The organism is Plantactinospora sonchi (assembly GCF_036422035.1).
GTDB lineage: Bacteria > Actinomycetota > Actinomycetes > Mycobacteriales > Micromonosporaceae > Plantactinospora > Plantactinospora sonchi.
Genome location: NZ_JAZGQK010000028.1, coordinates 1 through 12,488 on the forward strand (window position 1 = coordinate 1; position 12,488 = coordinate 12,488).

Consider the following 12,488-nt stretch of genomic DNA (forward strand, 5'->3'; position numbering starts at 1 on the left):
CCCGACCGACGTTCTTCTGCGCCGGCCGTCGTACCTGCCCATTCGTAGCCGATCGGCCAGCGGTCCGTGTCGATCGGCGGATTCGGCCACCGCCGCGACTGCAAAGTGCTAATGTACTAGCAACCTAGTGGTTTGGAGTCGGAGTGATCGAGTTTCACCTGGACGCCCGGTCCGGCGTCGCGCCGTACATGCAACTGATCCAGCAGGTCCGCCAGGCCATGCGGCTGGGTCGGCTCAACGAGGGGGATCGGCTGCCGACGGTCAAGGAGGTCGTCGCGACGGTGGCGATCAACCCGAACACCGTGCTCAAGGCGTACCGGGAACTGGAATACGAGGGCCTGGTGGCGGTCCGGGCCGGCATCGGGACGTACGTCACCAGGACGTTGAGCGACGCGTCGCTCGCCGCGCACGGGCCACTGCGGGAAGAGCTGGAGCAGTGGCTCGCCAAGGCGCGCCGCGCCGGGCTCGACGAGGAGAGCATCGAGGCGCTGTTCCTCAGCACGTTCCGGACGCCGGCCAAGGAGCGGACATGACCCCTGTCATCGAGACGCACCGGCTGACCAAGCGGTACGGCCGGCGCCAGGCGCTTTCGGACTGTGACCTGAGCATCCCCCCGGGCCGGGTCGTCGGGCTGGTCGGACCCAACGGTGCCGGCAAGTCCACGCTGCTGCAACTCGCCTGCGGCCTGCTGGCGCCGACATCGGGCACCATCGAGGTGCTCGGCGCCGCCCCGGCGAGCGGGCCGGCGCAGTTGGCCAAGGTCGGCTTCGTCGCCCAGGACACCCCCACCTACGCCCGGCTGACCGTCGCCGAGCACCTGCGGCTCGGGGCCCGGCTCAACCCGGGATGGGACGCGGGTCTGGCCGCGCGGCGGATCGAACTCCTCGGCCTCGACCCGGCCCAGCAGGCCGGGAAACTCTCCGGAGGGCAGCGGGCGCAGCTCGCCCTGACGCTCGCGGTGGCGAAACGCCCCGAGCTGCTGATCCTGGACGAGCCGGTGGCCAGCCTCGACCCGCTGGCCCGGCGGGAGTTCCTGCAGAGTCTGATGGAGTTCGTCGCGGAGAGCGGGTCCAGTGTGGTGCTCTCCTCGCACCTGGTCGCCGACCTGGAACGGATCTGCGACTACCTGGTCGTGCTGACCGCCTCGCGGGTCCAACTCGTCGGCGACGTCGACGAACTGCTCGCCACCCACCACCGGCTGATCGGGGACTCGTGCGACCCGGCCGCCGCGCTGTCCGGTGGCCAGCAGCTCATCCAGGCCAGCCACACCGAGCGACAGTCCACGCTCGTCGTACGCAGCACCGCCCCGGTCGACGACGACAGGTGGACGGTGGCCGGACTCGACCTGGAGGACCTGGTGCTCGCCTACCTGACCGAGGCCGCCACCGTCGGCCGTACCCCCGTCCTGGAGACCCAACGATGACCTGGCTGGCCTGGCGCCAATTCCGTACGCAGTTCTGGGTGGTCCTGGCCCTGCTGTCCGCACTCGCCGTCGTGCTGGTGGTCGCCCGTCCCGGGCTGATCCAGATGTACGAGGACAGTGGGCTCGCCACCTGCACCGAGAGCTGCGGAGCACTGGCCGACAGCTTCCTGACCCGGGTGGGCAGGGCCGCGCACGGCAACCTGTACTACCTCGGCGTCGGGGCGATGCTCGGGCTGCCCGCCCTGCTCGGGACCTTCTGGGGAGCACCGCTGGTCGCCCGTGAGCTGGAGGTCGGCACCCACCGGCTGGTGTGGAACCAGAGTGTCACCCGCACCCGCTGGCTGACGGTCAAGCTCCTGATGGGCGGCCTGGGCAGCATGGCCGCCGCCGGACTGATCAGCCTCGCGGTGACCTGGTGGGCCGGTCCGATCGACACGGCGGCGATGGACCGGATACTGCCGCACCTCTTCGCCGCCCGGGGACTCGTGCCGATGGGCTACGCCGCCTTCGCCTTCGCGGTCGGGGTGACCGCCGGGCTGCTCATCCGACGCACGCTGCCGGCGATGGCCGTCACGCTCGTGGTCGTCGCGGTCGCCCAGCTCGTCATGCCCTTCCTGGTACGCCCGAACATCATCACCCCCGTCCACAAGGTCATGCCGGTGGACACCGAGGAGCTCGAGACGTTCGGAATAGACTCGGAGTCTCGGGTGTGGCTGGTCGGAAAGGTGGACGAGCCGGGTGCCTGGGTCATCTCCAACGAGACCGTCACCGCCACCGGTGAGCCGTTCACCGCGACCAACCCGGAGGCCTGCGGTCGGCACGCCGGTCCCCGGGCGTGCCGCGAGTGGGTCGGCAGCCTGAACCTCCAGCAGGACGTGTACTACCAGCCGGCGAGCCGCTTCTGGCCACTCCAGTGGATCGAAACGGCGTTGCTGCTCACCATCGCCGGCGGGCTCGGCGGCTTCTGTTTCTGGTGGCTCCGTCGCCGCCTCAGCTGATCGCCAGCCCATTCTGCCCGGCCGGACACACCAGTGGTGCAGCCCGGCCGGGCTGCGGCGTGGTGGTGGCGTGGATTTCCGGGGCCCGTCGACGCCGCCCCGGTCATCCGGGCGGCGTTCGCGGAGGACGTCGGCACCGGCCGTCGTACCGGCCCGGGCACGCTCAAGTCGCCAGGTCCCCGGATGCCGCGCATCGCACGAGTCGTACGCCTCGGGAGCGCAGATCTTCCGGTTCGCCGCAGTACTGACCGCAGAACCTGCGGATTCCGTGCGACCGGTGAGCCCGCCTGGCGACTCGGCTCCACCGTACACGTGTCAGGTCGGCACCGGGGATGGGAATTTATCCCGTCCGGACAGTGGTTGTACCAGACAGTCGACATCTCGCACTGGTCTGTGATCCCGCAGCATCCGGCTTGGCTCGCCTGCGCACCCCGCATCCGTGTACGTGCGCGCACCCCTATCACCAGGATGGTTGCCATGCTCACCGCTGCCGAACGCGCCACCGTCGTCCCCCCGACCGCGCCGTCCGTCCCTCGGCTGTCGCACGTCCCCGTCCGCTCGGCCAACGCGGTGCTGGACGGTGCGTGGTGGCCACGTTCCCGGGATCCGATCGCCGAGCTGCCCGGACTCGTCCTGGCCCTGTCACAGCGGTACGGTCCGATCCGCAACGTGGTGGTCAACAGCGGGGCCTGGGACCGCCGGTTCCGTCGCCTCGTGGTCGGCACCGACGTCGTCCGGCTGGGCTGGTTCACCTCCATGGACATTGCCCTGCTGGTCGCCACGACCGAACGCGGTGACCAGATCGACCTGCTGGTCGTGCCGCCGACGACCGCGACGGCGGTGGCGGAGAACGCGATGGCCGCCGCCGCGGATCCGACGGACCACCGGCACGCGTCAGATCTGCTCGGCCAGGTCGGCGCCGCTGCTTAGTTCGGCGGCCGGCGCCCACCCGGTGGGCTTTCGTAGGGACCGGGCCCCTACAGGCCGGGCGATGGGGGCTCGGGAGGGCGGCCGTGGGCCCGGAGAAGGTCCGCGACCGCGATCCCGACCAGAACGAGGTTGCCGAAGACGGCGACGCCCAGCGGCGGAACGAACATCATCACGGGGGCGGCGAGGACCAGCAGGATCAGCGCGACCAGCCGGCTCGGTGACACCCGGTGGAACACCTCGTACTCGAACCGGGCCCGGCCGACCAGGAACAACGCCGGTCCGCCGAGCACCACACCGACCAGGCCCGCGGTGGTGTCCCCGGTGGGATGCGCGATGACGGTCTCGGCTCCGGCGGCGGCGACGACCACACCGGCCACCATGAGCAGATGGGTGTACGGAGCGGACCGGATGAGCCGTCCCGGCTCGCGGGAGGCTTCGATGGCCGCCTGGAGCAGTGCGCCGGCGCGCTGCACGTAGATCTGCCACAGCAGTACCGCGGTGGCGAACCCCAGCACAAAAGCGGCGGTCCGGTCGGGGGCGAAACCGGTTCCGGCGTACGTCAGGCTGGTGACCAGGATGAGATCACCCAGCGCGAGGGTGAAGAACTGCTGGTAACGCTCGGCGAGATGTTCGGCCGCCAGGCTGTACTGGGACCGGGGGACGCGACCCAGCCACGGTGTCGGATAGCGCACCGCAGCCGCCCCGTAGTCCACCACGAGCGCCGCGGCCCACAGCAGGCCACGTGCCGGTCCGCTGACGACGGCTCCGGCGAGCCACGGCACGGCCGAGACGGTGAACCAGAAGAAGAACCGGGCGGCGTGCCGGTGTTCCTGCCGGCCCTGCAGTGCGGGCAACAGGAAGACGTTCCGCCCGAGGTGGATCGCCACGTACGCGCCGACGAAGACCGCGGCGTCCCGGGCGAAGGCCTCAGGCAGCGCGGCGGCCATCAGCATGGTGCCGAACATCACCGAGATGGTCATCAGGTAGATCGGCGGGCGTTGGGACAGGTAGAGGTCGGTCGTCAGGGCGGTGACCGACCAGACCCACCAGACCGCCATGAGCAGCACCAGGCTCTGGAACGCGCCGGTCCAACTCAGGTCGGAGGCCAGCTTCCCCGAGGTCAGGGCGAGCGCGGCGACGAAGACCAGATCGAGGAACAGTTCCAGCAGGGTGGCCCGCTGCGGCCCTTCGTCGCGGCGCCGCAGCCCCACCGCCTGGTCACTGGTCACCGCTTGCCCGCCCGGGTGCACGCCGGGCCGACCTCGACAGCCGCCACGAGCTCACGCACCTGCCCGTCCGCGTACTCGCAGATCCGGACCGCACCGCGACGGCGCCGTGCGGTTGGCGTGACGCGGCCACGCCTGGCAAACCCCGGCACAGGTCCCTCCGGCCGCTACGGTGGCAGTGGCCGCCCCGGTGGCCACCCGGTGACGACCATGAGCGAATCTCGTTTCCCGGCTCGTCGGAGCCGCCGTCCTCAAAGGACTAACGGGGTTCGGCACCGGGCAGTTACTCCAGCCCGTATCGCCAGGTCGTCCTTGTCCCGGGTGGCCCTGGCCGTGAACAGCGGCATGATCTCCGGGGCCAGGTACGGGACCCCTGCCGCGTCGTACTCGATGATCTCGGCCGTAGGGCCGGCGGATGCACCGTAGCCCCCGGCCCGACCGGAGGTGCCGGCGGTGCGACGAGCGGCGCGGGAACCCGGCGCGACGGGAGTCCGGGGGAGTGGGCCACCCCGGATGGCTGTCTCGATTCTCCGGCGGCATTTCCCGGCCACGTCGTCAGGTCGCCCGATCGAACTTTCGCCCGATCTGTTGTAGCCCCGTACCGCTATTGATTTCCGGTTCGGGCCGTGACGATTATCCCGCAGCGCGGACCGTTGACTGTTCCGCGACTTTCGGGCCTGAAATTGCGCGGCGCGCGTTTTCTGTTAGGTCCGGCCCCTGCTGGGGCATCACGCCCGGTCCGTAACGTGCGATAGCGGTTTGCCCGGCTTGCCGCCCGCTGCCGGGTACGGCACCGCGCTGGCGGGCCGGGGCACGCCGTGGCGGCCACCGCACGCTCGGTCTGTCCTGGGCCCATCCGGTCTCGTCGCGTTGTTTGGTGCGAAGCTCCCCGTTGATTACGTCCGGGCGTCATTTCCATTCACTGTGCCTCTCCTGACCCCTTTATCTGGCCATGCTTCAACCGAATCGTGTGCTTCATTCGCATAAGCCTGCCTTGCTGTGAATAGCGCCGTACCGTGATTTTCAGTGCTGCAACGACGTGTAGCCCTCCGCGCCCGGGTTGGTGCGGTCGTGTCTTCTGCGAAAGGCAGGGAGACTTGATGTCCGAGTTTCGAGGGAGCAGCCACGGAGATCCCGACCGGCGAAAGGCGCGGTCGCAGAGGCGACGGTCCCGGTGGTTCCTCGCCGGGGGTCTCATGGCTGGAACCCTGGTGGTGGGAGCGGCCGGCGTGTCCGGCGCCTCCATCGCGGCCGAGAAGAAGTCGGATGGCGCACACCGCGACGTGACGTCCGTGCCCTGTGACTCGGCCAAGCTGATCGCGGCGCTCGTGCGGGCCGACGCCGAGGGTGGCGGCACGCTCAAACTCGCGCCGAAGTGCACCTACAAGCTGAGCACTCCGAAGGGTGGCCACCACGGTGGCGACGCGGGACACGGCCAGCCCGGCGGCGAGAGTGGCGAGCCCAAGGCACCCGGCGCACCGGAGGGACCGGACAGCGGTAAGGACGGCGCCAGCGCCGGTCAGGGTACCGGCCAGTCCGCCGCACGCGGCGGTGAGCAGGGCGAGCGTCCCGCGCCGGCGCCCGGACCCAGCGCCGGTCAGGGCAAGGAACAGCAGGGCCAGAGCAGTGGCCAGCCGGGCCCGGCGGCGGGTCGACCGGGCGCGCCCACTGGCCAGCAGGGTCCGAGCGCCGCCCAGCCCGGTCAGAGTGCCGCGCCCGGCAGCGCTCCGGGCGGCGGCCCGAACAGCGGTCCCGACAGCGGTCCGGACGAGCAGGTCACCGGTCAGGGCCCCGAGCAGGAGGTCAACCTGCCGGACGACAAGAACCTGTTACCGGTGATCGCACACCCCATCACGATCAAGGGTGAGGGCGCCACCATCACCCGCGACTCGAACGCCGGAGATTTCCGATTCTTCACCGTCATCAACGGCGGCGAACTGGAACTGGTCGACGTCATCCTCGACAACGGGCGGGCGGAGCTGGGCGGCGCCCTCTGGGTCGAGCACGGCGGGAGCGCGGTCATCACCCGTACCACCTTCAAGCGGAACACCGCCCTCGCGGTAAAGGACGGCGGTGGTGGCGCGGTCTTCAACGACGGCCACATGACGATCACCGAGAGCGAGTTCCGGGACAACAGCGCCGCCGGTGTCGAGGGCCAGGGTGGCGGCCTGCTCAACGGTGGCGTGCTGACCGTGCGGAAGACCGACTTCGTCAAGAACAGCGCCGGCGGGATCGGCGGCGGCATGGCGAACTTCCGGGGTGCGGCCGACGTCACCGAGACGGCCTTCGTCGACAACAACGCGGGTGAGGGCGGCGGGCTGGCCAGCTCCTCGGCCCGGACCAAGGTCTGGGACACGAAGGTCACCGGGAACACCGCCAAGGTCGGCGGCGGCCTCTCCACCAGGGACGCCACGCTCGACCTACGTCACCTCACGGTCACCCACAACACCTCGACGGTGGACGGTGGCGGCATCTCCAGCGTCCAGGCGCTGCTCGTGGTCAACAACAGCACCGTCACCACCAACACCACCCGGGGCGACGGCGGCGGCATCTTCGCCGAGAAGTCGAACGCCTTCGTCCGCTGGACCGAGGTGAGCCGGAACAAGGCCGCCGGACCCGAGTCGAAGGGCGGTGGCGTCTACGCGGAGGCCGGCCAGCTGAGCCTGGTGAAGAGCACGATCGTCGAGAACAGCTCCACCAAGGAGCCGGGCGGACTCTTCGTCAAGAACGTCCGGCTCAAGCTCGACGCCGAGACCGTGATCGTCAAGAACCGGCCGACCAACTGCGGACCGACCGGGACCGGTGCGATCCTCTCCGCCGACTGCCAGCAGAAGCAGGACCAGCAGAGCGGATGGGACCAGTAGTCGGCCCCACCGACCACCCTGCCGGGCGCACCCGCCCCGCCAACCCCGGGTCAACACGATCGGGCGGTGGGACCGGGTGCGCCCGGTCCCGCACCGCGCCGACACCCGACGCGACTCGCCTGGGCACAGCTCAGGCCACCCCGGCTCAGCTCAACTGAGGTCGGGTTCGGTCAGCTCGCCGAGCCAGCCACCGACCGCGTCCGCGTGCTCAGCTGACAGCGGTGCCGGACCACCGAGCGCGCGTTCCCACTCCGGCGCGGTCGCCCCGCGCAACGCCCGCTGCCAGGTCAACGCCCGACCCACCTTGCCGACCCGCAGCGCGAGCCGGACCGACCGGACCAGGTCGGCGCGGCCCCGCTGGTCGGTCCAGGGTTCCAGGTAGGCGTCCCGGAGCCGGGCAAGCTCCGGCCCACCCGGGCTGAACCCGAACTGGTACGCCGCCACGTTCAGCGCCACCAGCAGACTGCTGAACGGATGGGCCAGGCAGGCGTCACCCCAGTCGAAGAAGCGGAGCCGGGCGTCGGCACCGGTGCCCGCGCCCACGAAGACGTTGCCGTCGTGCAGGTCGTCGTGTTGCAGGGACGCCGGCAGCCCGTCGGCGGCGAGTTCGGCGCACCAGCGCTCGTACCTCCCGGAGAGCTGCACCAGGGCGGCGCGGCGGTCCGGATCGAGCGTGACCGTCGGATCGGCCAGCAGATCCGCCAGCGCGGCCGGCAGTCGTTCCGGGCGCAGGTCCGGCAGGCCGAGTCCGATCAGCCCGTCGGCGTGTGGCGCCGTCAGCCGCTGCAGTTCCGCGTACGCCCGCAGCAGTTCCGCCCAGCGGGCGGGATCGGGTGGATCCGCCATCGCCTCGCGCAACGTCGGCCCACCGTCCGGGCTGAGCAGCCAGCCGCGCGTACGGTCCACGGCCAGCGGTGCGACGACGTGGTCGGGCGCCCATCCGGCGAGCGCTCCGACCACGGCCGCCTCGAAGCCGTTGGTGGGGACGTTCGCCTTGAACCAGACCCGGCCGGCGGTGGTCCCGACCCGGCGGATGACGGACCAGGCCCGGACCCGGACGGTCTCCACCGGGCCGGTCGCGGTGACGCCGAGCGTGGCCAGCTCGTTCAGGATCCAGGCGTCGCTCTCGGCCTGCCAGCCGGGATCCAGCCGTTCCCCGGTCGGGGCGTCAGTCAGCACCCGGCCACGCTAACCCCGCGCACTGCCGTCGCCCACCGGTTTAACCGGCGTTGGTGAGACCTGACCGCCACGGCCATCCAGACTTCACGATCCCGTCCCCGTAGTTGCGGTCGATGTTTACCATTGGCCGGCCGTCGGCCTGTTCACGGGGCGCGGGCCGACGGCGGCACGACATCACGGGGCGCCCCGCCACCACTGAGGACGCTCATGCCACTCGTGCAACTGAGACGCGCCGGCCTCGCCGGGCTGCTCCTCGGCGCCGTCGTGCTGGCCGGCGCACCGCCCGCCGCGGCCACCGCCACCGGCACCATCGCCGGCCACGTCACCACGGCCACCGGTGAACCCTCCGCCGGCACCACCGTCCGCATCTACCCCGAAGAGAACGAAGAGCCGCTCGCCGAGACCGAGACCGACGCGGCGGGGGCCTACCGCTTCGACGGCCTGGCCGCCGAGTCGTACGTCCTCGCCTTCGACCCGACGGACGGTCCGGACCAGTTCCACCACCAGAAGCCGCAGATCTGGGAGGCGGACAAGATCGTGGTCACCGAGGGCGCGGTGACCACGGTGGACGAGCAACTCCTGCCGACCGGGGTGATCACCGGGCAGATTCGGGACGCCGCCGGCAACGGGGTGCCCGACCTGCGGATCATCGCCACCTCCGCCGACCATCCGGCCACCGAGTCCGACACGACCGACGCTGACGGTCGGTACCGGATCGTCGTCTGGGAAGGCCCCCACTTCGTCTCCTTCGAGCCGACGGCCGATGTGCACCAGGTGCAGTACGTACCCGGCAAGCTCGACCGGGCGGACGCCACCCGGTTCGAGGTGCCGGTCGGCGGTGAGGTCGTCGCCGACGACACCCTGCTCGGCACCGGCTCGCTCACCGGGCGGCTCAGCACCGCCGACGGTACGCCGGTGGCCGACGCCTGGGTGAACGCCAGCACCGCGACCGGCAGCAACGGCGCCGGCGCCTACACCGACGAGGAGGGCGAGTTCACCATCTCCCGGCTGCTCGCCGGGACGTACCGGGTCGCCTTCTGGTACAGCGACGAGGATGTGCAGTACTACCGGGGCAAGCTCGACGCGTCCGACGCCGACCCGGTTGTGGTCCAGGCGGACCAGCAGACCCGGATCACCGACAGCCTGGTCGCCACCGGTACGGTCCGGATCCGCGCGGTGGACGCCGACACCGGTACGGCCGTCGCCGACTTCTGCGTCGAGGAGCAGTGCAGCGATGGCACCGGCAGTCTGACGATCACCGGTCTCCAGTCACAGCCGCGACGGTTCCAGGTCACGGTCCCCGGTGGCGGCTACTTCGGCGCGTCGACCGGGCAGGTCACCCCGGTTCCGGGTGAGACGGTCGAGGTCACCGTCAAGCTCCAGCGAATGGCCCGGATCACCACCACGGTGGTGGACCGGGCGACCGGGCAGCCGCTGGCCGGGGTCTGCCTCGTCGCGGTGCCGCTGCGGGACCCCCGGTTGCCCGACCCGGGCACCTACCGGAACTGCTCGGACAGCACGGGCAGGGCGGCCGTCGACACGCTCCGGCCCGGCTCGTACACCCTGTTCGCCGATCCGGTGAACGCCGCCGGCCACGGCCGGCAGTGGGTCGGCCCCCGGGGCGGCACCGGTGACCAGCGTGCGGCGGCCGTCGTCCAGGTCGGCGGTGGCGCCACGGTCGCCGGCCCCACCGTGCGGCTCGACCGGGCCGGCACGATCAGCGGTCGGGTGACCGACCGGGGGACCGGGGCGCCGATCGCCAACGTCAACATCCACCTGTTCGGTTACCACCCGGAGGAAGGGCAGGCGGTCGGGTGGACCGATGCCGACGGCCGCTACCAGGTGACCGGACTCGGCCCGTACGCCTGGCCGCTCTTCTTCCACCGGCAGGGCCGGCCGGGGCAGTGGTCCGGCGGGGTGCCGGACCGGCACGACGCCGATCGGATCCGGGTCACCGCCGGCGGGACCAGCACCTACCACCACTCGATGCGGCCCGGCGTCGAGGTACGTGGCGACATCCGTGACCAGGACGGTGAGCTGATCTACCTCGACCACCTGCTGGTGCACAACTACGACAGCGGCGACGTGTTGGGCTACGCCGAGGCGATCGACGGCCGCTACCGGCTGCCGGCGCTGGGCGGCCAGCGGATCTTCTTCAGCTACAGCCTCTACCGGGGCGGCGAGTACTACACCGGCCCACACGTCCAGTGTGCGTCGACCCGCCCGACCGGTACCGGGCAGCCGACGGCGTACCCGGTGCCGAGGTCCGGCACCCTCACCGCCAACCTCGTCGTCTGCACCGACTGACGACGCGGCACGGGACGGAGGGCAGGTGGCGATCCCGCCGCCGGCCCTCCGCCCGTCCGGGCCGACCCGGTACCGGCTGCCGGGGCGGTACGGACCGGCGACCCCGGACACCGGGTGCGGCCGTCCCTGAGAAAGTTCGGGGTCGAGCGACCACCTTCGACAGATGTGCCCGGGGCGGGCCCCGGACGAGGCTCGACGGTATGCAGAAGATCTCCCGTCGATGGCTGTTGGCCGTGTCGGCGGCGTCGCTGGCGCTGCCGGTGGTGGCCGCCGCGCCGCCCGCAGCCGCCCGGACGCGGCAGCCCGCACCCGCCGACAAACCGGCCGCCGCCTCGGTACCGTTCCGGCCGCGACTGCCCGAGCCGACCGGCCCGTACCCGGTCGGCACCACCGAACTGCACCTGGTCGACGCGGACCGCGCCGACCCCTGGGTGGCCGGCCGGCCCAGGGAGCTGATGGTCAGCCTCTGGTATCCGGCGGCGCGACACGGCGGCGGACCGGTCGCGCCGTACCTGCCGCCGCTGGCGGCGCGGCGGTTCGCCGAGCGTACCGATCCGCAACTCGGCCTCGCCGCCGGCCAGGTCGACTGGGTGGGGATGACCAGCCACGCCCGGACCGGCGTACCGGTCCGGGGACGGCCCGGTGGACGCCCGGTCGTGCTCTTCTCGCCCGGCGGCGGCGTGCCCCGGGCCAACTACACGACCTTCGCCGAGGAGCTGGCCAGTCGCGGCTACGTCGTGGTGACCGTGGACCACACGTACGAGACGCCCGAGCTGGAGTTCCCCGGCGGGCGGGTCGAGACACAGCGGCTGCCCGACCTGCCGTCGATCGACCTGAACCGGACGATGCTGCGGACCCGGGTGCTGGACACCCGGTTCCTCCTCGACCAGCTCACCGTCCTCGCCGCCGGCGGCAACCCGGACGCGGAACGGCGCGTCCTGCCCGGCGGTCTCGGCGCGGCGCTGGACCTCTCCCGGGTGGGCATGTTCGGCCACTCCGCGGGCGGATTCACCGCCGCCGAGACCATGCTCGTCGACCGCCGGGTCGACGCCGGGGCCGACCTGGACGGCAGCATGGCGTACAGCTTCGGCGCCAACGCCTTCGGGGACGTGGTGACGCAGGGGCTGGCCCGGCCGTTCCTGTTGATGGGCGCGGGACTGAGCCAGGGCCTTCCGCACCACCACCAGGCCGCCCGGGACTGGGCACAGTTCTGGGCCAACTCGACCGGCTGGAAGCGGGACCTGCACGTGGCCGACGGGGAGCACTTCACCTTCTCCGACCACGCGGCGCTGCTTCCCCCGCTCGACGCGGCGTTCGACCTGCCCGAAGGGTTCGTGGCCGGTGCGATCGGTACCGTCGACCCGGAGCGGATCGTCGGCTCGGTGCGGGCGTACCTGACCGCCTTCTTCGACCGGCACCTGCTGGGCCGGCCGCAACCACTGTTGCGGGATCCGTCGCCCCGGCACCCGGATGTCACCTTCGTCCGGCCGTAACGCCAGCTCACCGCGGGCCGGTGGCGGTTGCCGCCGGCCCGCTGCCCTAGGCTGCGGAGACAGGCCCG

Annotated in this window: 9 protein-coding genes; 7 read left to right on the forward strand and 2 right to left on the reverse strand. The window is 71.5% G+C overall.

Features of this window, described 5'->3' with window-relative positions; all coding sequences use genetic code 11:
- Nucleotides 1-143: 143 nt before the first annotated feature.
- The 4 genes from V1633_RS28520 to V1633_RS28535 all read left to right on the forward strand — a co-directional run bounded on the left by V1633_RS28520 (nucleotide 144) and on the right by V1633_RS28535 (nucleotide 3,351).
- Nucleotides 144-533 (forward strand): GntR family transcriptional regulator, encoded by a 390-nt coding sequence (locus tag V1633_RS28520; RefSeq protein WP_331217373.1) that lies wholly within the window; start codon nucleotides 144-146, stop codon nucleotides 531-533.
- A complete protein-coding gene (locus tag V1633_RS28525; RefSeq protein ID WP_331217374.1) occupies nucleotides 530-1,423 on the forward strand; it encodes an ABC transporter ATP-binding protein in 894 nt (297 codons plus the stop codon). Before V1633_RS28520 ends, V1633_RS28525 begins: the two co-directional genes overlap by 4 nt.
- Complete coding sequence (locus V1633_RS28530; protein ID WP_331217375.1) at nucleotides 1,420-2,421, forward strand: ABC transporter permease; 1,002 nt, start codon at nucleotides 1,420-1,422, stop codon at nucleotides 2,419-2,421. The genes V1633_RS28525 and V1633_RS28530 overlap by 4 nt, the downstream gene beginning before the upstream one ends.
- A gap of 477 nt (nucleotides 2,422-2,898) precedes the next feature.
- Nucleotides 2,899-3,351 (forward strand): DUF5994 family protein, encoded by a 453-nt coding sequence (locus V1633_RS28535; RefSeq protein WP_331217376.1) that lies wholly within the window; start codon nucleotides 2,899-2,901, stop codon nucleotides 3,349-3,351.
- A gap of 47 nt (nucleotides 3,352-3,398) precedes the next feature.
- On the opposite strand, the gene V1633_RS28540 is transcribed toward V1633_RS28535, so the two are convergent.
- Nucleotides 3,399-4,580, reverse strand: a complete 1,182-nt coding sequence (locus tag V1633_RS28540; RefSeq protein ID WP_331217377.1) for a low temperature requirement protein A — start codon at nucleotides 4,578-4,580, stop codon at nucleotides 3,399-3,401.
- Between the two features lie 1,193 nt (nucleotides 4,581-5,773).
- Between V1633_RS28540 and V1633_RS28545 the strand changes: the two genes are divergently transcribed.
- Nucleotides 5,774-7,441, forward strand: a complete 1,668-nt coding sequence (locus V1633_RS28545; protein ID WP_331217378.1) for a hypothetical protein — start codon at nucleotides 5,774-5,776, stop codon at nucleotides 7,439-7,441.
- 150 nt (nucleotides 7,442-7,591) lie between these two features.
- Here the strand turns inward: V1633_RS28545 and V1633_RS28550 are convergent, their stop codons facing one another.
- On the reverse strand, nucleotides 7,592-8,620 hold the full coding sequence (locus tag V1633_RS28550) for an aminoglycoside phosphotransferase family protein (RefSeq protein WP_331217379.1): 1,029 nt from the start codon (nucleotides 8,618-8,620) through the stop codon (nucleotides 7,592-7,594).
- Nucleotides 8,621-8,827: 207 nt separating this feature from the next.
- On the opposite strand from V1633_RS28550, the gene V1633_RS28555 reads away from it, so the two are divergent.
- Together V1633_RS28555 and V1633_RS28560 are read left to right on the forward strand one after the other, a co-directional pair.
- Nucleotides 8,828-10,927 (forward strand): carboxypeptidase regulatory-like domain-containing protein, encoded by a 2,100-nt coding sequence (locus tag V1633_RS28555; protein WP_331217380.1) that lies wholly within the window; start codon nucleotides 8,828-8,830, stop codon nucleotides 10,925-10,927.
- A 200-nt stretch (nucleotides 10,928-11,127) separates the two neighbouring features.
- Complete coding sequence (locus V1633_RS28560; RefSeq protein WP_331217381.1) at nucleotides 11,128-12,420, forward strand: alpha/beta hydrolase family protein; 1,293 nt, start codon at nucleotides 11,128-11,130, stop codon at nucleotides 12,418-12,420.
- Nucleotides 12,421-12,488: the final 68 nt, after the last annotated feature.

Bases quoted from the DNA above. Each gene is read 5' to 3' on its own strand.
- V1633_RS28525 (WP_331217374.1), top strand. From the start codon at position 530: ATGACCCCTGTCATCGAGACGCACCGGCTGACCAAGCGGTACGGCCGG.
- V1633_RS28530 (WP_331217375.1), top strand. From the start codon at position 1,420: ATGACCTGGCTGGCCTGGCGCCAATTCCGTACGCAGTTCTGGGTGGTC.
- V1633_RS28535 (WP_331217376.1), top strand. From the start codon at position 2,899: ATGCTCACCGCTGCCGAACGCGCCACCGTCGTCCCCCCGACCGCGCCG.
- V1633_RS28545 (WP_331217378.1), top strand. From the start codon at position 5,774: ATGGCTGGAACCCTGGTGGTGGGAGCGGCCGGCGTGTCCGGCGCCTCC.
- V1633_RS28555 (WP_331217380.1), top strand. From the start codon at position 8,828: ATGCCACTCGTGCAACTGAGACGCGCCGGCCTCGCCGGGCTGCTCCTC.
- V1633_RS28560 (WP_331217381.1), top strand. From the start codon at position 11,128: ATGCAGAAGATCTCCCGTCGATGGCTGTTGGCCGTGTCGGCGGCGTCG.